19 protein-coding genes are annotated in these 22,548 nt (G+C 60.8%); 6 read left to right on the top strand and 13 right to left on the bottom strand.

The features are described 5' to 3' along the window. Positions 1-29: 29 nt before the first annotated feature. From ACJ8QF_RS05665 to ebgR, 3 genes are all read right to left on the bottom strand, one after another. Positions 30-482, bottom strand: coding sequence for a beta-galactosidase subunit beta (locus tag ACJ8QF_RS05665; RefSeq protein WP_015377553.1), 453 nt, complete (start codon positions 480-482; stop codon positions 30-32). Beyond that, positions 479-3,568 carry a beta-galactosidase subunit alpha gene (gene ebgA / locus ACJ8QF_RS05660; protein ID WP_442537345.1) on the bottom strand — a complete coding sequence of 1,030 codons (3,090 nt, stop codon included), beginning with the start codon at positions 3,566-3,568 and terminating at the stop codon, positions 479-481. The genes ACJ8QF_RS05665 and ebgA overlap by 4 nt, the downstream gene beginning before the upstream one ends. A gap of 166 nt (positions 3,569-3,734) precedes the next feature. Beyond that, positions 3,735-4,715 (bottom strand): transcriptional regulator EbgR, encoded by a 981-nt coding sequence (gene ebgR, locus ACJ8QF_RS05655; RefSeq protein ID WP_442537344.1) that lies wholly within the window; start codon positions 4,713-4,715, stop codon positions 3,735-3,737. Positions 4,716-5,051: 336 nt separating this feature from the next. Between ebgR and ygjJ the strand changes: the two genes are divergently transcribed. After that, a complete protein-coding gene (gene ygjJ / locus ACJ8QF_RS05650; protein WP_050561938.1) occupies positions 5,052-6,122 on the top strand; it encodes a protein YgjJ in 1,071 nt (356 codons plus the stop codon). 17 nt (positions 6,123-6,139) lie between these two features. Continuing rightward, positions 6,140-8,509, top strand: coding sequence for an alpha-glucosidase (ygjK, locus tag ACJ8QF_RS05645; protein WP_442537343.1), 2,370 nt, complete (start codon positions 6,140-6,142; stop codon positions 8,507-8,509). 43 nt (positions 8,510-8,552) lie between these two features. Here ygjK and ACJ8QF_RS05640 read toward each other — a convergent pair whose 3' ends face one another. Beyond that, entirely contained in the window at positions 8,553-8,978 is a 426-nt protein-coding gene (locus tag ACJ8QF_RS05640) for a universal stress protein (protein WP_015377548.1), read from the bottom strand. Positions 8,979-9,125: 147 nt separating this feature from the next. Further along, positions 9,126-9,644: a hypothetical protein gene (locus ACJ8QF_RS05635; RefSeq protein ID WP_004940990.1), complete on the bottom strand. Its 519-nt coding sequence runs from the start codon at positions 9,642-9,644 to the stop codon at positions 9,126-9,128. 237 nt (positions 9,645-9,881) lie between these two features. Between ACJ8QF_RS05635 and metQ the strand changes: the two genes are divergently transcribed. After that, positions 9,882-10,697: a methionine ABC transporter substrate-binding lipoprotein MetQ gene (gene metQ / locus ACJ8QF_RS05630; RefSeq protein WP_325962000.1), complete on the top strand. Its 816-nt coding sequence runs from the start codon at positions 9,882-9,884 to the stop codon at positions 10,695-10,697. A 46-nt stretch (positions 10,698-10,743) separates the two neighbouring features. On the opposite strand, the gene ACJ8QF_RS05625 is transcribed toward metQ, so the two are convergent. From ACJ8QF_RS05625 to ACJ8QF_RS05605, 5 genes are all read right to left on the bottom strand, one after another. Then, on the bottom strand, positions 10,744-11,508 hold the full coding sequence (locus ACJ8QF_RS05625; protein WP_004940984.1) for an SDR family oxidoreductase: 765 nt from the start codon (positions 11,506-11,508) through the stop codon (positions 10,744-10,746). 138 nt (positions 11,509-11,646) lie between these two features. After that, complete coding sequence (locus ACJ8QF_RS05620) at positions 11,647-12,567, bottom strand: sugar ABC transporter substrate-binding protein (protein WP_004940980.1); 921 nt, start codon at positions 12,565-12,567, stop codon at positions 11,647-11,649. Positions 12,568-12,630: 63 nt separating this feature from the next. Then, complete coding sequence (locus ACJ8QF_RS05615) at positions 12,631-13,671, bottom strand: ABC transporter permease (protein WP_004940978.1); 1,041 nt, start codon at positions 13,669-13,671, stop codon at positions 12,631-12,633. Positions 13,672-13,686: 15 nt separating this feature from the next. After that, positions 13,687-15,171, bottom strand: coding sequence for a sugar ABC transporter ATP-binding protein (locus ACJ8QF_RS05610; protein WP_004940975.1), 1,485 nt, complete (start codon positions 15,169-15,171; stop codon positions 13,687-13,689). Positions 15,172-15,246: 75 nt separating this feature from the next. Further along, the gene (locus ACJ8QF_RS05605) at positions 15,247-16,176 is read right to left on the bottom strand and encodes a sugar ABC transporter substrate-binding protein (protein ID WP_015377544.1); all 930 of its coding nucleotides are present in this window, start codon (positions 16,174-16,176) and stop codon (positions 15,247-15,249) included. Between the two features lie 484 nt (positions 16,177-16,660). Here ACJ8QF_RS05605 and ACJ8QF_RS05600 point away from each other — a divergent pair, with 484 nt between their 5' ends. The 3 genes from ACJ8QF_RS05600 to dcuR all read left to right on the top strand — a co-directional run bounded on the left by ACJ8QF_RS05600 (position 16,661) and on the right by dcuR (position 19,954). After that, positions 16,661-17,503, top strand: coding sequence for a class I fructose-bisphosphate aldolase (locus tag ACJ8QF_RS05600; RefSeq protein WP_015377543.1), 843 nt, complete (start codon positions 16,661-16,663; stop codon positions 17,501-17,503). A 125-nt stretch (positions 17,504-17,628) separates the two neighbouring features. Further along, positions 17,629-19,242, top strand: a complete 1,614-nt coding sequence (locus ACJ8QF_RS05595; protein ID WP_004940962.1) for a sensor histidine kinase — start codon at positions 17,629-17,631, stop codon at positions 19,240-19,242. Beyond that, the gene (gene dcuR / locus ACJ8QF_RS05590) at positions 19,235-19,954 is read left to right on the top strand and encodes a two-component system response regulator DcuR (protein WP_004940959.1); all 720 of its coding nucleotides are present in this window, start codon (positions 19,235-19,237) and stop codon (positions 19,952-19,954) included. The genes ACJ8QF_RS05595 and dcuR overlap by 8 nt, the downstream gene beginning before the upstream one ends. A 37-nt stretch (positions 19,955-19,991) precedes the next feature. Here dcuR and ACJ8QF_RS05585 read toward each other — a convergent pair whose 3' ends face one another. The 3 genes from ACJ8QF_RS05585 to fabV form a co-directional block, all read right to left on the bottom strand. Further along, positions 19,992-20,327, bottom strand: coding sequence for a hypothetical protein (locus ACJ8QF_RS05585; protein ID WP_004940957.1), 336 nt, complete (start codon positions 20,325-20,327; stop codon positions 19,992-19,994). Between the two features lie 48 nt (positions 20,328-20,375). Further along, positions 20,376-20,681, bottom strand: coding sequence for a hypothetical protein (locus ACJ8QF_RS05580; protein WP_004940954.1), 306 nt, complete (start codon positions 20,679-20,681; stop codon positions 20,376-20,378). Between the two features lie 616 nt (positions 20,682-21,297). Then, positions 21,298-22,497, bottom strand: a complete 1,200-nt coding sequence (fabV, locus tag ACJ8QF_RS05575; RefSeq protein ID WP_004940952.1) for an enoyl-ACP reductase FabV — start codon at positions 22,495-22,497, stop codon at positions 21,298-21,300. Positions 22,498-22,548: the final 51 nt, after the last annotated feature.

Here is a 22,548-nt window from a genome sequence, read left to right as displayed (position 1 = left end):
CGGTTTGTTGTTATCGATCGGCGGTCGCGCTATTTGTTGATGAAATAGCTGTCTTCCACCGTCACTTTTAAAATGACTTTTTTTACCTTGCCGCTTTCTTTGAAGCGGTGAGCCTGGTGGTTTTCAAAGATCACCACGTTGCCTTTGCCAACCCGGCGCCTCTCGCCTTCGCCGCTGAAAAACTCGCGGTCGGTTTCGTCCTGATAGGGCGCCACCGTCGTCAGCGCCCGTTTGTCGGCGACTTCGACGATCTCCTCTCCCTCGAGGTAGTAGTGCACGTCGAAGTAGCGGCGGTTGCCTTCCAGCCAGCCGTGCTGCCGGCCAGCACCGACGCTCAGCCGATAGGTCAGCGAGTCGCCGATCGAATGGCACACGTTCGGGCTGATGCGATCGACATTGGCGATCGCCTCCATGCAGCGCAGCCATTTCTTGCCGCTGTGATAAATGCGCTGAAACTCCGTCAGGGATTCGAGAATGATCATGCGTTTTCCTCCGCAGACTGCGGGTGATGAGGGGCCGGCGCGAAGTCATAACCGGCGAGCGTGGCGCCGTCCGTTTGCCGGCCGTCGAACGGCACCAGCGTGAAGCCGTAACTGAATGGCGCCAGATAGACCCGGTGGGTATCCAGCACCTCGGAGCCCCAGGAGTTGGAGCCGAGACCGAGCACCTGATCGTCCAGGTTCAGCGTCAGGCAATCGTCAGGCTCCAGCTCGTTGATGTGCTGGGCCTGATGCAGCATCTCGGCGCTGTAAGGCCACAGACTGAAGTTGATCGGCCGCCGCGGCTGGATGAAGATCCCCTTGCCCGCCGCGTCCTGCAGGCTCAGCCAGCGCACGTCCTGCCGGTTGCCGTTGTCCTGCGGGAACGGATAGTGTTCGAACAGCGCGTCGGCGCGCTGCCGGTAGTGGCCGATGAGGTTGGCCCGGCAGCTGTCGCGGTAGTTCTCGCCCGGCCCGCGGCCGTAGTACTCCACCTGTTCGAAGCGGCGGCTGATGCCGAAATCGAGACCGATTTTCGGGATCACCTGCCGGAAATCGCCGTAAGGATCGCCGGCCAGATCCAGGCTGACACAGCCCTGCGGGGAGATGCGCCAGCGATAGGTACAGCGCATGCCGAAGTCGAACACCGGCGGCGCGATCAGGCTGTGCACCTCGATCAGCAGATCCTCCCCCTGCCAGTGTCGGCTGAGGCGGCGGAAATGCTGTTGCATGATGGGGAAGTGATACGGCAGCCAAATCCCCTCATATTCCTGTTTATGGTTATCGATCACCGGTTTGAAGAAGGTGATGCGCGGCGCGCGCCCCACCATTTCTTCATCGTCTACCCGCCACGACAGCAATTCGCCGCTCAGCAGCGAGAACGCCAGCTGGAACCGGCCGCCGCTGACGATCAGCTGATGATTTTCCTCTTGGCATTGCAGCGCCGGCGCATCGGCCAACGGTGGAGCCGGTAGCCGCTTCGCCGCCTGGCGCAGATGCTGGTAACGCCCCAGCAGCTGGCCGCTCTCGCTATAGCGGGTGGCGCTGTCCTTATGCACCGCCACGTCGATCAGCGTTTCCCCCTGCCCCAGCGCCAGCACCGGCAGGTGCATGTCTTCACTCTCGCCCGGCTGCAGATGCGGCAGCTTGAATTCGTAACTCGCCACCTGGCGGCCGTCGGTCTTGACGCTGACCTTCAGCGTGATGTCCGCCAGCGAGCTGAACCAGTAGCGGTTTTTCACCCGCAGCACGTCGCCTGCGCCTTCTTCCGCCGTCACTTCCACCGGGCATAGCACCTGCTGATATTCACGCAGGCCGGGGCCGGGGCGCTGGTCCGGGTAGATCAGGCCGTCCATGCAGAAGTTGTAGTTGTTCGGGTAGTCGCCGTAATCGCCGCCGTACTGGTAGCGCTCGCGCCCCTGCTCGTCGTGGCTCAGCAGACCGTGATCGCACCATTCCCAGATATAGTGCCCCTGCAAACTGGCGTGACGGTTGAACACCGACTGATATTCGAACAGCCCGCCGGGGCCGTTGCCCATGGCGTGGGCGTATTCACACAGAATGCGCGGTTTGGGGTGCGGGTATTCACCGAAGGCGTTCATCATCGCCACGCGGGAATACATGGTGCTGATCACGTCGGTCACTTCGGCGTCGCGGTCTTCTTCGTAGTGGATGAGGCGGGTCGGATCGAGCGCCTTGCAGCGCCGGGCCATGGCGCGAATGTTGCACCCGTAGCCGGATTCGTTGCCGAGCGACCAGATGATGATCGACGGGTGGTTTTTCTGCGCCGCCACGTGGCGCTCGATGCGCTCGACGTAAGCCTGCTCCCAGCGCGGATCGTCGGTAATGCGGCTCAGATCGCCAACGTTGGCAAAGCCGTGGCTCTCCAGATCGGTCTCCGCCATCACAAACAGGCCATAGAGATCGCACAGCTCGTAAAAACGCGGATCATTGGGGTAGTGGGCGGTGCGCACCGAGTTGATGTTGTGCTGTTTCATCAGCACGATGTCGCGCTCCACCCGCGCCATATCGACGGCGCGCCCTTTACGGTGATCGTGATCGTGGCGGTTGACGCCGTGCAGTTTGAGGTAACGCCCGTTGACGTACATCAGCCCGCCGCGCACCGCGATCTCGCGGAAGCCCACCCGCTGCGGCACCACGCCCAGCAGGTTGCCGGCGCCGTCATACAGGCTGAGCAACAGCTGATACAGATAGGGATTTTCCGCGTTCCACTGTTGCGGGCGGCTGACCGGCAGTTCGAAACGGCAGCTCAGAGCCCGCTCAATATGCAGATCGTCGCGCCACTGCTCCGCCACGCAGCGATCGCCGTCGAACAGCTGCGCCTGCAGGCGGCAACCCTCGGCGGCCTGCACACCGAGATGGCGCAGCTCGGCGTCGATCGCCAACTGCGCGTCGCAATAGCGCTCATCGAAGGTGGTGACCAGCGTCAGGTCGTGAAGGTGAGTGGCGCTCTGGCCGATCAGATAAACGTCGCGGAAGATGCCGGCCATCCACCACATGTCCTGATCTTCGATGTAGGTGGAATCGGCCCACTGCATCACCCGCACCGACAGCAGGTTCTCGCCCTGCCGCACATAGGGGCTGATGTCGAATTCGGCGCACAGCCGACTGCCCTTGCTGAAGCCGACATAGTCGCCGTTGACGTACACCTCGAAGTAGGTTTCCACGCCGTCGAATTTGATCAGCACTTGCTGGTCCCGCCAGCCGGCGTCGAGCGTAAAGTGGCGCTGATAGGCGCCGGTCGGGTTGTTGGTCGGCACGTAAGGCACGTCGATCGGGAACGGGAAGCCCTCATCGGTATACTGCAGGTGGCCGTGCCCTTCCAGCTGCCACATGCCCGGCACCGCCATATCGCCCCAGTCGCTCATCGGCTCACGGTAAAACGCCGCCGGCACCTGCGCCGGGTGCTCGAAGAACCGAAAGCGCCAGCGGCCACTCAGCAGCTGGAAACGCCGGCTGGCGTTGCGATCGAAGCTCAGCGCCTGCTCGGCGTCCGCGTAGCTGAAGAAGCTCGCGCGCGGCGCCAACCGGTGCTCCGACTGTTTTTCAATGTTTTCCCAATTATTCACGTCACGTCTCCCGACACCTGTGCAATGCGGAAACGATAGTAAATATTTAGTAAAAATTACAGCCGATATTTACCAAATGACGACAGGATCACAATAAATCTCAAATGCCTTTTTTTATCATGACGTTAATTTTGAGCGCCAACGCCCCCGCCGAGGCGGGGGCCGGTCAGGCGACGGTGGTGTCACGCAGCTGCAGCGAGCTGGGAACGAAGATCGACAGCGGGACGGCGCGCTCATCGCGCAGCCGCTCCGCCAGCAGGTTGACGGCCTGTGCGCCCATGGTTTCCGAAGGGATGCGCACCGTGGACAAAGCGGGGAAAATAAAGCGGGCGGTGGGAATGTCGTTGACGCTGATTAACGCGATCTGCCCCGGCACCTGAATGCCGTGTTCATGCAGCGCGCGCAGCACACCGATGGCGATCGAATCGGTCGCCACCAGCAGCGCCGGCGGATAGCCATTCTTGCTCTGCAACATCGCTTTGGCGCACTGGTAGCCCGACTGGCTGCTGAAATCGCCGTGGTAGATATCCTGCGGCCGCACCACGTTTTGCTGCCGGCCATACTCGACGAACGCCTGCTCGCGCTGGTCGATGCCGGCCGGATGGTCGCGCCCGCCGATAAAGCCGATGCGCTGATAGCCACGGCCGATGAAGTAATCGATCACCTTGCGGCTGATCTTGTACAGGTCGACATTGACGCAGTCGAAACGCTCATCGTCCACCACGCCGTCGATAAACACCACCGGCGTTTCCTGCTGCCTGAGCTGCTCATACAGCGCGGGCTGTGGCCGGCCGATCACCAGCAGGCCGTCGGCCGCCGGCAGCGCCTTGTCGCCGGTAAAGTCGTAACCGGCGCTCAGCGCCACGCCCAGCTTTTCGCACTGCGTTTCGATGCCGTAGCGCATCGCCAGGTAATAGGGATCGTTGATCTCCACACCCTGCGTATAGGTGAACAGCGCGGCGAAATGCAGGCGTTGCCCGCTTTGCCGTTTGGAGGGCGCCACCTTGTATTCGAGGCGCTCCGCCGCTTCCAGGATCTTCTGGCGGGTTTGCGCCTTCACGCTCAGGGTGGGGTCGTCATTCAACACGCGCGAAACGGTGGCGACGGACACATTAGCGGCTTCAGCAATTTCCTTCAGTGTGGCCATAGAGTCCCAATGCACAGACGAAAAACGGTAGCTTAATCGGATAGCGGCGCAACGTACAGTGCCGCCCGCCCCTCTCTTCCCAGACCGGGCCAGCGCTCGCTCTTGCAAACCACTGCCGGGCGCCTGCAGCGAAAGATACCCATTTCACCCGTTGTGATCAAGTTAACGATTTACTGATTAAAGCGTATTTTTTACTAAATATTTTACTAATATACCTGCCGTTTACCGCCCGCGACCGGGCGGACTTTATCTCTTCTCCCAGGGAACCGGGAGCGACCTTGCGTGAGCCGCCGTTCGACTGACGCGCCGATCCATCCAACACCAGGCACATGCCCCATGACATCAATAAATCATCACGCCCTGTTGCCCTTGTTACTGATACTGAGCGCGCCGGTCTGGGCGGCGCAGGAACCCGTTACCCCGGCGGAGCGCAATCAGCTGCCGCCGCCGCCGTTACCCGAAACCGCCGCGACCGCCCTGCGCTTTTACGGCGAGCTCGGCATCGGCGGCAGCGTCTATTTGAACGGCGAACATCAACATAAATACAGCGACGGCACCTACATCGAAGGCGGCCTCGAGATCAAACAGGGCCACTGGTTCGGCCTGATTTACGGCGAGGGCTGGACCGTGCAGGCGGACAGCCAGGGCCACGCCTGGACGCCCGGACACGGCTGGGGCGGCTTCGAGGGGGGCCTGAACCGTTTCTACGGCGGTTACCGCACCGATGACGGCACCGAGATGATGCTCAGCGTACGCAACGACTCGTCGCTCGACGATCTGCAATGGTGGGGCGACTTCACGCCGGAGTACGGCTACGTGATCCCCAACACCCGCGATCTCAGCTACGCCGCCAAGCTGCAAAACCTGACCGGGCGCTTTCGCTACAGCGTGACGGCGGCGCCGGAAAGCCGCATCGACGAGAGCAAGGCGCTGCTGCACTTCGGCAAATACGACCGCTACTCCGACAAATACACCTACCGGGCGATGATCAACGGCTACACCCAGTACGATCTGCAGGACAATCTGACGCTGCTGAACGGCCTGGAGGTGACCGACGGCCTGGGGCAGCTGTTTCTGCTGGGGCTGCGCGGCAAACACCTGGCCGGCCGCGTCTGGCACCACACCGGCAAAGGCGACAGCGGCGGCCATCCCGGCAGCGAATCGGGCCTGATGCTCAGCGCGATGACGGAAACCGCCAAAGGGCTGTACCTCTCCACCGCCTACAGCTACGCCCGCCACCGGTTTGATCACGCGGCAGATACCGCCACCTCCTACGCCCAGTTCGGCGTCTGGTACGAATATGCCGGCGGTAAGCTGGCCACCGCGCTGGACAGCAAATTCTTTATGCGCAACGACAGCACCGGCGCCAGCAACTCGGTGTTTCTGATGCAATATTTCTATTGGTAACCGTTGAGGCCCCTACGATGAACATGACTCCCCTGACGCCGCTGGCCACCGCCCTCACCCTCGCGTTGACGCTGGCGGGCTGCGCGCCGAAAACGCCCGACGCCCCGCTGGCCGAACGCTACCCAAACGTTATCGATCGCCACGGCGCGCCGCATTTTATGCTCGACTATGACTTCGACGATCATCAACGCTTCAACCCGTTCTTCGATCTCGGCGCCTGGCACGGCCACCTGTTGCCAAGCGGCCCGGAAGGCATGGGCGGCTTCCCCGGCCCGGCGCTGCTGACCGAAGAATACATCAACTTTATGGCCAACAATTTCGATCGGCTCAGCGTGTATCGCAACGGCAAGCCGGTGCATTTCACCATGACGGCCTACAGCCTGCCCGGCGCCCTGGTGCAACGGCTCAGCGCGCCGGGGGTGACCGTCAACCTGACACTGCGCTTCGCCAGTGCGCGCACCTCGCTGCTGGAGACGCAAATTATCACCGATGCGCCGCTGGAGCTGGTGTGGGATGGCGAATTGCTGGAGCGCTACGCGGCCAAAGAGCAAAAACCGCAGCCGCCGGCGACCCTCGAACAGGCGTTTCCGGACTACAAGCGCCGCATTGTGCCGACGGCGGACGGCCTGCGCGTCACCTTCGGCAAGGTGCGTGCGCCGTCGCAGCTGATGACCTCCGGCCAGTCCGAGTATCAGATCCATAAATCGCTGCCGCAGCGCACCACGGTCGACGGCCACCGCTTCCGCGCCACGGTGCGCATCGCCGGCACCACCACGCTGTACACCACCTATTCGCACCTGCTCACCGCCGACGAGGCGCAGCGCGAACAGCGAGCTATCGCCGACATCCTCGCTCACCCGCAGCGCTATATGGCCGCGTCGGCCCAGCGTTGGGAACGCTATCTCGCCGCCGGGCTCCGCAACCCGCACGCCACGGCGGAACAAACGCGTGTGGCGGTCAAAGCGATAGAAACGCTTAACGGCAACTGGCGCGGCGCCGCCGGGGCGATGAAGTTCGACTCGGTCACCCCGTCGGTCACCGGGCGCTGGTTCTCCGGCAACCAGACCTGGCCGTGGGACACCTGGAAACAGGCCTACGCCATGGCGCACTTCAACCCGGACGTGGCCAAGGACAACATTCGCGCGGTGTTCGCCTACCAGATCCGGCCGGGCGACGCTTTGCGGCCGTGGGACGCCGGTTTCCTGCCCGACCTTATCGCCTACAACCCCAGCCCGGAGCGCGGCGGCGACGGCGGCAACTGGAACGAACGCAACACCAAGCCGAGCCTGGCGGCCTGGGCGGTGATGGAGGTCTATCGCGTCACCGGCGATAAGGGCTGGCTGGCTGAGATGTATCCGAAGCTGGTGGCTTACCATGACTGGTGGCTGCGCAACCGCGATCACAACGGCAACGGCGTGCCGGAGTACGGCGCCACCCGCGACAAAGCGCACAATACTCCCGACGGGCGCATGCTGTTTACCGTCAAACGCGGGCAACGCGAGCAAACGCTGGCCGGCCTCGACAACTACGATCGCATCGTGCGCGAGGGGCATTACGACAGCATCGCGATCCCGGCGCAGACCGCCGCCTCCTGGGAGTCGGGCCGTGACGATGCGGCGGTATTCGGCTTTATCGATCCGGATCAATTGGCGCGCTACGTGGCGCAGGGCGGCAAACGCGAAGACTGGCAGGTGAAATTCGCCGAAAACCGCGCGCCGGACGGCACGCTGCTCGGCTACTCGCTGCTGCAGGAGTCGGTGGATCAGGCCAGCTATATGTACAGCGACAACCGCTACCTGGCGGAGATGGCCGATATTCTGGGCCATGGCGCCGAGGCCGAGTCCTTCCGCGCCAAAGCCGATAAGCTGGCGGCCTATATCAACACCTGCATGTTCGATAAGCAGAGCGGTTTCTTCTACGACATCCGCATCGAAAACCGGCCGTTGGCCAACGGCTGCGCCGGCAAACCGATCGTCGAACGCGGCAAAGGGCCGGAAGGCTGGTCGCCGCTGTTCAACGGCGCCGCCAGCCAGCCGCACGCCGATGCGGTGGTCAGGGTGATGAAGGATCCGCGCGAGTTCAATACCTATGTGCCGCTCGGCACCGCGGCGCTGACCAACCCGGCGTTCGGCGCGGACATCTACTGGCGCGGCCGTGTGTGGGTCGATCAGCTGTATTTCGGCCTCAAGGGCATGGAACGCTACGGCTATCGCGACGACGCGGTAGCGATGGCGCAGGCCTTCTTCCGCCACGCCGACGGCCTGGTCGCCGACGGGCCGATCCGCGAGAACTACAACCCGCTCACCGGCAAACAGCAAGGCGCGCCGAACTTCTCCTGGAGCGCGGCGCATCTGTACATGTTGTATAACGACTTCTTCACGCAATAGGCCGCAGCGGCCACCGCCATCATTGCCCGGCGGTGGCCCGCGTTTATGAGCGGATCGGGATCACCAGCACGTCGATATTCAGCTGGTTGATGGCGTTGCGGGTAGAAGAAAACAGGTTGCTCCACAGATCGTGGTGATGGCCGAACACCAGCAGATCGATGTTCTTGTCCACGACCGCCGTGCGCAGTTCGTCAACGAAGCCGCCGCGCCCGATAATCACTTCCGCGATCGGGTAATTGACGTTTTGCGTGGTGGGTTCCAGCTCTTTGCGGATCTTCTCTTCGAACGGCACGCCGTCATAACTGCGCTCCGAAAAGCCGATCGCCGCGTGGTAGGTGTCGTAGTGGACGTCCACATAGATCAGCGAGAGTTTGGCCTGCAGCGCCTCCGCCAGCAACGCCCCCTTTTCGACCAGCCGTTTGCCGTCATCGCTCAGATCGGTGGCGATAACAATATGGTGGTAACACATAGCGCCTCCTGTCATGGACTCGGTTGAGCCGAGGCTCCGATATCACGCCGGGGTCATATCGTTATGGTTAATTTTAGTTCAGAAATGGCGCTCGTGGCGGGAGGTGATGCGGTGGGAAAGCCCCGTCGCCGGGGCTGAAGGCAGAAATTATTTCTCGCGCTGCGCCTCAAACCAGACGTTGCACAGCGACAGGATCAGCGTGTTGGCGTCTTTCACCAGCACGTTATCGCCGGGCACCCCATCGGTGCCCTGATCGGTGATGCCTTTGATGACGGTATCCGCGTGCTGAATGGCCACGCGCTCGACCGACGGCGTGCTGATGCCCAGCATCGGGAAATCGATATAGGAGCTGCTGCCGGCATTGTCCTCGACAAACTCCTGCGCCTCTACGGTGCTGACGGTGGCCCCTTCGCTTTTCAGCGCCGTGCCGTTCCAGCTGAACGCATCCGCTTTGTAGCTGATTTTACCGCCGATCAGGCTCTGCGCCTGCTGTTGATCCCAGCAGCCGGTGGTCTGGGTCGGCACGATCTTGCTGACGCGCCAGTTACCCAGCAGCTGTTTGGGGATCGGCCCGGTATCGCTTTCCGCCGCCCGAACCTGAGTCGCCGAGACGCAGGCCAACACCACCAGCGGCAGCAGCGCCTTGCTCCAAGTGTTCAATCGCATTGTCTATTCCTTCGTTTCAGTACCCAGTCTGCCCCTTGTGGGCCAACGGCTATCATAATAAGCCCGCCGATTCGCCGTCAAAACAATCCGCACCGCGCGGAGCGGCGGCCGCTCATAGCTAATCGCTATGAGTCATAGTGAATCAGTATTTTGTTTTAGCCCAGCGATTACCTACAGTCACTGCCACTATTCTGCCAGCCAAAATTAGCAGGCAATGTTGACAAGGACCCTGGGAAAATGACATTTACGCTGAAAAACCTCACCCTGGCGCTGGCCGCCGCCGGCACGCTGCTGCTGACCGCCTGCGGCCCGACCGCACAGGACGATCACCACATCAAGGTCGGCATCAGCGCCGGCATCGATCAGTCGCTGTGGGCGGTGGTGCAAAAGGTCGCCAAGCAGAAATACGATCTGGACGTGGAGGTGGTGACCTTCAACGACTACGTGCTGCCGAACGAAGCGCTGAACAACGGCGATCTGGACGTCAACGCCTTCCAGCACAAACCGTATCTGGACAAGCAGATGCAGGAGCGCGGCTACAAGCTGGCGGCGGTGGGCAACACCTTCGTCTACCCAATCGCCGGCTACTCGAAGAAGATAACCGCGCTCAGCCAGCTGCCGAACGGCGCGCAGGTGGCGGTGCCGAACGATCCCACCAACCTGGGCCGCTCGCTGTTGCTGTTGCAAAAACAGGGGCTGATTACCCTCAAAGACGGCGTCGGCCTGCTGCCGACCGCGCTGGATATCGTCAGCAACCCGAAAAAGCTGAAGATCGTCGAGATTGAAGCACCGCAGCTGCCGCGCGCGCTGGACGACCAACAGGTGACGCTGGCGATCATCAACACCAACTATTCCAGCCAGATTGGCCTGTCGCCGGCCAAGGACGGGCTGTTTGTCGAAGACAAAAACTCGCCTTACGTCAACATCTTCGCCAGCCGCATCGACAACAAAGACAGCGAGAAAGTAAAAGATCTGGTCAAGGCCTATCAGACCGACGAAGTGGCGGCCAGCGCCGCCGAAATTTACAAAGGCGACGCCGTCAAAGGCTGGTAACGCTCTCCCGTATGCCCGTGGCGCCAGGCCACGGGCCATGCCAACCTCAGCCGCGCTGGATGGACACGCCGCCGTCCACCAGCATCGCGGTGCCGGTGACAAACGAGGAAGCGTCAGACGCCAAATACAGCGCCGCCTGCGCGATCTCCTCCGGCATCGCCAGCCGCTTCAGTGCGTGCAGGTCGGCCACCTGCGCCAAGGCTTCCGGGGTATTGCTCATCTGCCGCCCCATCGCCGTATCGGTGCCTCCCGGCAGCAGCGCGTTCACCCGGATGCCGCGCCCGCCAAACTCCACCGCCAGCGCCTGCGTCAGGCCGATCAGCCCCGATTTGCCGGCCGCATAGGCCGCCGTGCCGGGAAACGCCGCGGTGTGGCCGACGAACGTGGAGGTGAAGATCACCGAGCCCGCGCCGCGCGCCAGCATGGCGGGAATTTGATGCCTGGCGCCGTAATAGGCGCTGGACAGGTTAGTTTCCAGCACCTCGCGCCATTCTGACGCGCTGAGCGCCAGCGACGGCCCCAGCGGCCCCAACGTGCCGGCGTTGTTGAAGGCGATATCCAGGCCGCCGAATTCGTCGACCGCCGTCGCCGTCAGCCGTTCGGCGAAGGCTTCGTCGCGTACGTCACCCGCCACCGCCAATGCCCGGCCGCCCTCGCGCCGAATGTCCTCCACCAGCTCGGCCAACAGCGGCGCGCGCCGGGCGCCCAGCACCAGCGCCGCCCCCTGCCGGGCGAACAGCAGCGCCGCCGCTTTGCCGATCCCTGAACTGGCGCCGCCGATCACCGCCACCTTGCCGTTTAATGCGTTCATCGCTCATCCTCACGCTGTGTAAAGATCCTCAGTGTGAGGCAAGGTTCGACGCCGCGCTGGCCGCAAGCGGACATGCAATTGGCGCAATAAAAAAGGCGCTGCAAGCAGCGCCCCGGCAACGCGGATCCGACGGCGAACTCACGGTTTGGCCGCGTATTTCTCCTGATTGGCCGGCGTCACCAGCTCGAACGGGATCCAGTAATACGGCTCAAGCTTTTCGCCGTTGATCATGCGCTGCGCCACCTCGACCGAGGCCTTGCCCTGGCCGATCGCGTCCTGGAACACCGTGACCTGCATCTTGCCGGAGGCCAGCGCCTTGAGGCCGTCCGGCGTGGCGTCGATGCCGCCGATCAGCACTTTCTTGTCCGCCTTGCCCGCCTGCTGCAGCGCCATGATCGCGCCGATCGCCATCTCGTCGTTGTTGGCGGCGACGATGTCTATCGCTTCGCCGTTGGTCAGCCAGTTCATCATCAGATCCATGCCTTCACTGCGTGAATAGTTGGCGCTCTGCTTCTGCACCACCTTCATGTTCGGGTATTTGGCCACCACCTGCTCCACGTCTTTGGTGCGCTGCAGCGCGCCGGCGTCGGTCAGGTTGCCGATCATCACCGCCACGTTGCCCTGATAGTTGGCCAGCCGCGCCAGTTCCTCCATCTGCAGCGTGCCGGACTCCCGCTCGTCGGAGCCGACGAACACCACGCCCTGAGGCAGTTTGGCGTCGCCCGGCGTGCGGTTCACGTACACCAGCGGCACGCCGGCGGCCTGCACCATTTTGGTCATTACCGGCGTGCTGGCCGAGTTGACCGGATCGACGATAATCGCGTCCACCCCGGCGCTGATAAAACTCTGCACCTGGTCGGTCTGGCGGCCGACGTCGCCGCGCGCGTCCTCGAACTGCACGGTAATGCCGCGCGCCTTGGCCTCCTTGTCGATCGCCTGGCGGATAATGGTGAGGAAGTTCTGGTCGAAATAGGCCATCGATACGCCGATGGTTTGCGCCCATGCCGGGGTGGACGCACACAGCGCCACCGCCAGCCACAGCCCTTTCAGGTAATTCATGATGTGCCCCCCGGTAAAAAAACACCGCCGGCCAACCCTGGCGCCGGCGGCAATTCACGGCAATCAGTGTTTCTTGCGGTTGCGACGCATGTCGATCGACACGGCGGCGACGATAATCACGCCTTTGATGATGTCCTGAATGTAAGAATCGACGCCGATAAAGGTGAAGCCGCTTTTGATAAGGCCGAGGATCACCGCGCCGATCAGCGTGCCGGTGATGCGCCCGACGCCGCCCATCAGGCTACTGCCGCCGATCACCGCCGCGGCGATGGCGTCCAGCTCGTACGACATCCCCATGCTCGACTGGCCGCTGCTGACGCGCGCCGCCAGCACCACGCCCGCCAGTCCCGCCAACCCGCCGGCGATGGTGTAAACCGTCACCAGATATTTGTTGACGTTGATGCCGGACACCCGCGCCGAGGTCATGTTGCCGCCGATGGCGTAGATGTATTTGCCGTAGCGGGTGTGTTTGAGCGCGATATGGAAGATCACTGCAATCACCAGGAAGATGATCACCGGCATCGCGCCCTGGCCGATTGACGTAAAGCCGTCCGACAGGAAGCTGACCGGGTTACCCTTGGTGTAGTACTGCGCCAGACCGCGCGCCGATACCATCATCCCCAGCGTGGCGATGAACGGCGGAATGCCGGTGCGGGTGATCAGGAAGCCGTTGATAAAGCCGCAGACAATGCCCACCCCAATCCCCGCGCCGATCGGGATCGCCGCCGGCAGATCGAGCAGCCCCGGGTACATCGGCGAAATGCTGTCCGAGGTCTGCGCCAGGCTGGCCGCCACCACCGCAGTCAGCGCAATCAGCGAACCGGAGGAGAGATCGATGCCGGTGGTGATGATCACCTGGGTGACGCCCACCGCGATGATGCCGATGATCGCCACCTGCAGCACGATCAGCAGCAGGCGGTTCGGGTTCAGCAGGAACGACTGATCGCGCATGTACCAGCCGAGGATTTCGAAGACCAGCGCGATGCCGAGCATCACGATGAAGATGCCGGTATCCTTCGGCATTTTGCCGCTCAGCCCGGAGAACAGCGTTCCCTTGCTCGTTGAATCGGCGGAGAGCGGCTTCTCAATCTTTACGTTACTCATGATGTTCACCCTTCGTTATTCTGAGGCCAGCGCCAGGATCTTTTCCTGGTCCGCGTCGTCTTTGTCCAAAATGCCGGTGATGCGGCCGCCGTGCATCACCATCACCCGGTCGCTCATGCCGAGGATCTCCGGCAGCTCGGAGGAGACCAGAATGATGGCGACGCCGCGGTTGGCCAGCTCGCTGATCAGGCGGTAGATTTCCGCTTTGGCTCCCACGTCGATGCCGCGCGTCGGTTCGTCGAGGATCAGGATTTTCGGCTGCGCCAGCAGCCAGCGCGCAATCAGCACCTTCTGTTGGTTGCCGCCGCTGAGGTTATTGATGATCTGATCCATGGTCGGCGTCTTGATGTTGAGCTTTTTGATCTGATCCATGCAGTCTTTGGCCATCTGCACGTGGCTGACGAAACCGTTCTTGCCGATGTATTCCGACAGGTTGACGATGCTCATGTTCTCGACCACCGACAGCACCAAAAACAGGCCGGATTTTTTGCGGTCTTCGGTGAGAAACGCCAGCCCGCTCTCGATCGCCTTCGCCGGGGAATCGACCTTCACCGCCTGGCCCTCGATAAAGATCTCGCCGCCGTCCGCCGGGTGCATGCCGAACAGGCTTTCCATCACTTCGCTGCGCCCGGCGCCCACCAGCCCGGCGACGCCGAGGATCTCGCCGCGTTTGACGCTGAACGACACGTCGTGGAACCAGCCGCTGCGGCGCAGCCCCGCCACCCGCAGCACTTCCTCGCCGATATTGTTGTTGAATTTGGGGAACATCTGCGTCAGTTCACGCCCCACCATCATGGTGATCAGCGACTGCTTGGTCAGATTTTCGGTTTTGTCGCAGGCGATGAAGGTGCCGTCGCGGAAAATGCTCACTTCGTCGGTGATGGCGAAGATCTCGTCCATCTTGTGGCTGATATAGATGATGCCTTTGCCCTGCTCGCGCAGTTCGCGGATGATGGCGAACAGGTGCACCACTTCACCTTCGGTCAGCGCCGAGGTCGGTTCGTCCATGATCAATACATCGGCGTTGTAGGACACCGCCTTGGCGATCTCCACCATCTGCTGGTTGGCGATGCTCAGTTCGCCCACCAGCGTGTCCGGCTGCAGTTTGATGTTCAGCCGCGCCAGCAGCTCGCGGGTGTTCTCGTTCAGCTGCTCGTGGTTGACGAACCCCAACCGCGCCGGCTCGCGCCCCAGCCAGATGTTTTCCGCTACCGTCATATAAGGCACCAGGTTCAGCTCCTGGTGGATCATGGAAATGCCCGAATGCAGCGCCTGCAGCGTGTCGCTGAAGGTGACCGGCCGGCCTTTGATTTTTATCGAGCCTTCATCCGGGTGGTAGATGCCGATCAGGCATTTCATCAGCGTCGATTTGCCTGCGCCGTTTTCCCCCATCAGCGCGTGCACGCTGCCGGGTTTGATTTTAATCGAGACCTTATCCAGCGCTTTGACGCCGGGGAACTGCTTGCTGATGCCTTCGGCCTCAAGAACATAAGGGTACATACCGCTTACCTCCGCACTGACCCACGTTTTCCGCCGCGCTCGCCCCACACCGGCGCCCGCGGCGGGCTTCAAAGCTTATTTCTTGTTTTTATCGGCGAATTGCTGGTAATTGGCCTGGGTGATCAGCTGGTAAGGGATCAGCACGTTGCTCTCCACTTTCTCGCCTTTCACCAGTTGAACGGCGGTCTGCACCGCCCCCTCGCCCTGGCCTTTGGCGTCCTGGAACACGCTCAGCGCCAGATCGCCTTTTCTGATGAATTCCAGCGCATCGGGCGTGCCATCCACGCCGGCCACCCGCACGCCGGACTTTTTAGCCTGCTTGAGCGCCAGGATGGCGCCGATGGCCATTTCGTCGTTGTTGGAAGCGATAGCGTCGATCTGCTGGCCGGTCAGCACCCAGTCAGTGGTGATATCCACCGCATCTTTACGCGTCCACTTGGCGGTTTGCTTATCGACAATCTTGATGCCGGGATAGTTGGCCGCCACCTCTTCCACGCCGCGGGTGCGGTCGCGGGTCGATTCATTCGACAGTTCCCCCATCAGGATCATCACGTTACCCTTGCCGTTCATCAGCTTGGCCAACGCTTCCATCTGCAGTTTGCCGGCCAGCTTGGAATCGGAGCCGACGTAGGCCATGCCGGCCGGGAGCGTCACTTCCGGCTTGCGGTTGACGAACACCAGCGGGATCTTGGCGTTCTCGGCCAGTTTGATCATCGGCTTGACGCCCTGGGTATCCACCGGGTTGAGGATGATGGCGTCGACGCCCTGGCTGACGAAGTTTTCGATTTGTTGAATTTGCTGCGCGATGTCGCCCTTGGCGTCTTCGAACTGGCCGCTGACGTTGCCGTCGGCCTTCATTTTGCTTTGCATCGACTGGCGCAGAATGGTGAGGAAGTTGTCATCGAAGTAAGCCATGGAAACGCCGATCTTGATGTCTTTCGCCAACACGCTGGCCGGCAGCATGCACATCAGTACCGAGGCGGCGATCAATTTCTTCAGCTTCATGTTCGTTACCCTTTAATCGTTAGAATGAAGAGGTCTGTTGGTTGACAGCTAATGAAAAATATTTTTTACATTCAAACAACAATATGGTCGGTGTTATCCCTTTGATACGGCGAAATTACCGCGTTATCGCCGTATTAAGGCCGTGAACAAAATGGTGATAGATATCTCAAAATAGATTAAAAACAATCAATTGAAATAAACCCCTGGTGGAGCAAGCCGCGTCTTAGCCGCTTTTTTAAATGTTTATTTCATAATTTAGACTATTGAAACTTTTTAACCCAAACAAGCGAAACATGCGTTTTGGAATGGCTTATTAACAAAAACATGACACGGATCTAACAAATGAAATGAAAGCCGCCCGCGAGCGTTCCCCTTTCGTGCGCCGGCAAAAACTGCGAGCGGGCGCGCAGTTTGCGGTTTCCGCGTTTCCCGACCATCCTTACTCGGCAATAATGGACATATCCCTATCTCAGGAGGACCTGACATGCAGCTCAGCAGTAAGGTGCGGATGAACCGCCTGTTCAACAACGGCAAGTGCCTGGATGTGGCGATCGATCACGGCATCGCCAACGAACCGGATTTTTTAATCGGGCTGGAAGATATCGAACGGGTGATGGGTAACCTGATCGCCGCGCGCCCCGACGCGATTCAGGTCAACTACGGGCAGGCGGATCTGCTGCAGCGCGCGCCGCAGCGTGAAAAACCGGCGCTGGTGATGCGCACCGACGTCGGCAACGCCTATAACGCCGCACGCCACCGCGAAATGTGGGCGGTGCTGCACAACCCGGAAGCGCCGATCCTGGCCGCGCTGCAAATGGACGCCGCCGCGGTGGTGGTCAACCTCTATATGATCCCGGATGAACCCGGTATTTTCCGCCAGTGCGTAGAAAACATCGGCCGCCTGCGCCACGCCTGCGATCGCTACGCCATGCCGCTGATGATCGAACCGCTGGTGATGGCCCCGGCCGGCCAGGGCGCCGCCTACGGATCGCTGGGTGACGTGGAGAAGATCGTGCCGCTGGTGCGGCTGGCGCGCGAGCTGGGCGCCGACATCATCAAGGCCGATCCGACCGATCGGGTGGAAGATTTCCACCGCGTGGTGGAAGCGGCGCGCTGCCCGACGCTGGTGCGCGGCGGCGGCAAGGGAGAGCTGGGCCCGGTGCTGGAGAAATCCGCCGCGCTGATGGCCCAGGGCGCCTCCGGCATGGTCTATGGCCGCAACGTCTATCAACACAGTAATCCGTCGCAGGTGGTGCGCGCCCTGATGGCGATCATCCATCAAGGCGCCAGCGGCCAACAGGCGCTGGAGATCTACCACCAGCAGTAACCTGCTTTTGTAACTAAAATAACCCCTCCGCCCCCCGGCAGCGTGCTATAACCTGCTGCCGGTAACTGCAGCTTGCCGCATTCCTCGCTAGAATACGCCGTGATATCGCCATTCGGAGAACCGCCATGCCAAAACAACGGGTGCCGCTCAAGCTGAGCACCTCCATCACGCTGATGGTGTCCGCCATCATCGCTTCGGTGCTGCTGGTGGTGTTCGCGCTGTTTTTCGTGCAGATGAGCCGCGAGGGGCAAGATCAGCTGCAGCAAAAAGCCATCGCCGTCGCCAACACGCTGGCGCTCTCCAACACCGTGATCGACGGCCTGCAGCGGCGCGATCACAGCGGCGCCATTCAGCGCTTCGCCGAGCAGGTGCGCCATCAAAACGAGCTGCTGTTCGTGGTGGTGGTGGATATGCAGGGCATCCGCTATTCGCACCCTAAACCCTGGCTGATCGGCAAGCATTTTATCGGCGACGATTTGGCGCCCGCGCTGCAAGGCAACGTCAACAGCGCCATCAACCGCGGCACGCTGGCTCCGGCGCTGCGGGTGTTCGTGCCGGTGTATGACGATCAGAAAAAACAAATCGGCGTGGTGGCGCTCGGCATCGCGCTGGACACAGTGCAGCGGGTGGTGGCGGAAAGCCGATGGATCATCTATTGGACCATCGCCTTCGCCGCCCTGGTCGGCAGCCTGGGCACCTTTTTCCTGGTCTCTGCGCTCAAACGCATCATGCTGGGTTTCGAGCCTTACGAAATCTCCAACCTGTTCGAACAGCGCAACGCCATGCTGCAATCGATTAAAGAAGGCGTGATCGCGGTCGATAATGAATCCCGCATCACCATCGTCAATGACGAAGCCAAGCGCCTGCTGCGCCAGAGCGGGCCGGTGGAAAACCTGCTGCTGGAAGCCGCCAGCAAGCATTGGCCGGCGCAGCTGCATCTGGCGGAGGTGCTGGCCAGCGGCGAACCGCTGCGCGATCGGCAGATCAGCTTCAACGGCAGCGAACTGCTGACCAATACCGTGCCGGTGATCGTCAACGGCCAGGTAACCGGCGCCATCGCCACCTTCCGCGATAAGACCGAGATCAGCCGCCTGCTGCAGCGGCTGAGCGGCATGGCGCACTACGCCGACGCCCTGCGGGTGCAGTCGCACGAATTTATGAACAAGCTGCATGTGATACTCGGCATGCTGCATATGAAGGCCTATCAGCAGTTGGAAAACTACATCATCAACACCGCCAGCAACTACCAGGAAGAGATCGGCGCGCTGCTGCGCAAGATCCATTCGCCGGAGGTGGCAGGCTTCTTCATCGGCAAGATCAGCCGCGCCCACGAGGCCGGCATCGAACTGACCATCGAGGAAAACAGCCTGCTGCCGGAAACCGACGATGCGGAAACCACCCACGTGCTGATCAGCGTGCTCGGCAACCTGATCGAAAACGCCATCGACGCCATCGACGGCGTTGAGGGCCACGAGATCGGCCTGAGCTTCCATCATCACGACGATCAATTACACTGTATCGTCAGCGACGACGGCCCCGGCATCGATCCGGCGATCGGCGCGCGCATCTTCGAACACGGATTTTCCACCAAGGGAACGGGACGCGGCATCGGCCTGGCGCTGATCCGCAGCCATCTGGAGAAACTGGGCGGCAGCATCGATTTCGAATCCGAACCGGGCGAGCTGACCCAATTTTTCGTGCACCTTCCCTATCAGGCCAAGAGCAGAGCCCATGATTAACGTACTGATTGTCGACGACGACCCGATGGTGGCGGAGCTGAACAAATACTACCTGAGCCAGGTCGGCGGTTTTCACTGCCAGGCGACGGTCGCGACCCTGAGCCAGGCGCGCGCCCTGCTGGCCGACGCCAGCGTCAGCATCGATCTGGTGTTGCTGGATATCTACATGCAGCAGGAGAATGGGCTGGATCTGCTGCCCGGCCTGCGCGAGCTCGGCGAAAAGACCGATGTGATCATCATCTCCTCCGCCAGCGACGTGAACACGGTGCAAAAAGCGCTGCACTACGGCGTGGTGGATTATCTGATCAAGCCGTTCCAGTTCAGCCGCTTCAAGGAGGCGCTGAGCCACTACCGGCAGCAGTCACAGCTCTTGGCGCAACGCGAGTTTTCGCAGGCCGACGTCGACAGCCTGTTGCGCCGCCAGCCCGGCGGCCAGGAGAGCAAAAAGCTGCCGAAGGGCCTGACCAGCATCACCCTGAGCACGGTGTGCGAGTGGATCGAGCAACAGCACGACAGCGAATTCTCTACCGACAATCTGGCCAACGCCATTGGCATTTCGCGGGTGTCCTGCCGCAAGTACCTCATCTATCTGGCGGAAAGCGGTATCCTCGGCACCCGTATTCTGTACGGCGCCACCGGCCGGCCGGTCTATCTGTATCAGCTGAAACCGGACGCGATCGCCATGCTGAAAGAGCATTGCCGCCCGGCCTAAACGACGTCGGGCGCAGAAAGCGCCCGGACGTTAAAGGTTAGAAGTTGTGCATGTAACACTTCGCCTCGGGATGAGGATCTTTCGAGTGTCTGCGCAGGCAACGCTGCTTTTTCTGCTGCTGTTCCAGGTTCCGCTGCTGCCGCTCGGCGGTCTCAGCGGCTTCGCGCTGCTGTTCGCGTGCAATCGCCTGCTCGTTGGCCAGCGTCAGGTTATCGACATTCCACACCTTGTGGCGCAATGCGTCGCGCTTTTTCTGGTACTCCTCGGTGACCTTACTGTCCTTCGGCGCCGCCGCATGGTATTCCAGATCCACCCGCGCCTGCGCGAAGCTGGAACAACACAAGGCCACGCCGGCCAACACGATCCTTTTCATCAATGACTCCTTTTACATTACATCGCTAGACTCTGCGTACACGCCGGCTCAGCAACCGTTCGGCGATGCCGTCGGCTTTTCCTCTGAACGGGAGACGCGCTGCCCGCCGGTGACGGGCGCTTTGCCGGGCTCGATAGCGCACTCCGCCAACCGCGCCAGCTCTTCCGCATCGCGCTCTGTCGGCGGCGCTTCCTCGCTCATTTCCTGACGCAGATCCTGCGCCAGCGCTTTCAGGCGCTTTTGAAACAGCACCGGCGACACTCCTTCGCACGGCCTGTCGTAGCGCGCTGCGCCGGCGCTTTGGCTTAGCGGCGGCAACAGCAAGAGAAAGATCGCGGCCATGTTCTTCGTCATGGGCAACTCCTTTGATTACGCCGAAATAAACCGGCGGTTCCCTATAAGGAAAACGAATTGTCTGCTAACGCAATGAATGGTCAAGCCACGGCAGAATAACGCAGGAAAGGTAAACCCTCCGACAATATCGGCAGAATGCGCGCATTAATTTGGCTGAATATATTTAGCGGTTTAACGATCGAATATTTTCGACCCATCTAACGTACCGCCAATACCGATATTACCTTCATGCAATACCGACGAGGCAGACTCACCCGCCATGATGCGTTGCCGCTGTTCCCGCGTGGCCGGCTGAGGCTGAGACCAGTCCGGGGACGTCGACGTTGGCTGGATCGCGCTGCAGCCGCCCAACAAAAACAACGATACCGTGGCACAATAACGCCATGTCATAGCTTTCTCCTTAAAGGAAATAAAATACCCGCAGCCGGCGGCAAGGGTAAATAAAAAATGACTTTCTTTAGTTTAATAACCGCCGTTATTTCACCATCCGACTGCCGATGTTAACCACCCGGTTCCTCTGTTAACCCGAAATAAACATTTTCGCTTAGCCACCCGATAATTCGCAGGCAATAAAAAAGGCCGGGCTAACCCGACCTTGTTTGACCGCTCGACGCGCTTAGACCAGCTCGATCACATCGAAATTGGCTTCGCCGCTCAGATCGGCGTCATAGTCAACGCCCTGCAGACCGAAGCCGAACAGGCGCAGGAATTCCGCCTTGTAGCCCTGGTAATCGGTCAGTTCGTTGATGTTGTTGTCGTTCAGCTGCTGCCAGATTTCACGACAGGTTTCCTGCACTTCGTCGCGCAGTTCCCAGTCATCCAGACGCAGACGGTGCTTCTCGTCGGTGTCCGGCGCCGCACCGCTGTACAGCTTGGTGGCGAACAAACGCTGGATCTGCTCGATGCAGCCTTCGTGAATGCCCTGCTCCTTCATGATTTTGAACACGATGGAGATATACAGCGGCATCACCGGAATGGCGGAGGAAGCCTGAGTCACTACCGACTTGAGCACCGCAACGTAAGCCGCGCCGCCTTTGGCCTGCAGCTTCTGGTTGATGGCGTGCGCCGCGCGATCCAGATCTTCTTTCGCCTTGCCCAGCGTACCGTGCCAGTAAATTGGCCAGGTCAGATCGGTACCGATGTAGGAGTAAGCGACCGACTGCGCGTTATCCGCCAGCACGCCCGCTTCGTCCAGCGCGTCCATCCACAGCTGCCAGTCCTGGCCGCCCATCACCTTCACGGTGTCGGCGATTTCTTGCTCGTTGGCCGGCTCGACCACGGCTTCAACCAGCACGTCTTTGTTAGTGTCCAGCGCGACGGATTTGTATGGCTCGCCGATCGGCTTCAGTGCGGAACGCACCACTTCGCCGGTTTCCGGCATCTTACGCACCGGTGAAGCCAGCGAGTAAACCACCAGGTCAACCTGACCCAGGTCTTTTTTGATCAGATCGATCACGGTCTGACGGCACTCGTTGGAGAATGCGTCGCCGTTGATGCTTTTCGCGTACAGGCCTTCTTCTTTAGCTGCCTTGTCGAAACCGGCGGAGTTGTACCAACCGGCGGAACCGGTTTTGCCTTCGCTGCCAGGCTTCTCGAAAAATACGCCGATGGTGGCCGCACCGCTGCCGAAAGCGGCATTGATGCGCGAGGCCAGACCGTAACCGGTGGATGCACCAATGACCAGCACCTTTTTAGGCCCGTTTTTCAGTTCGCCGCGTGACTTAACGTAGGCGATTTGCTCACGGACGTTGGCTTCACAGCCTGCCGGGTGAGCGGTGGTGCAGATAAAACCACGAATTTTAGGTTTGATAATCATAGTAATTTTTTCTTGGTAGCTAAAAACCGAAGGACAATATACCTGATTTTC

Origin of the sequence: Serratia sp. CY81684 (assembly GCF_052166595.1) — a bacterium.
In the GTDB taxonomy this organism is placed as follows: Bacteria; Pseudomonadota; Gammaproteobacteria; order Enterobacterales; family Enterobacteriaceae; genus Serratia; species Serratia nematodiphila.
This window is presented reverse-complemented; position numbering and strand designations above follow the sequence as displayed.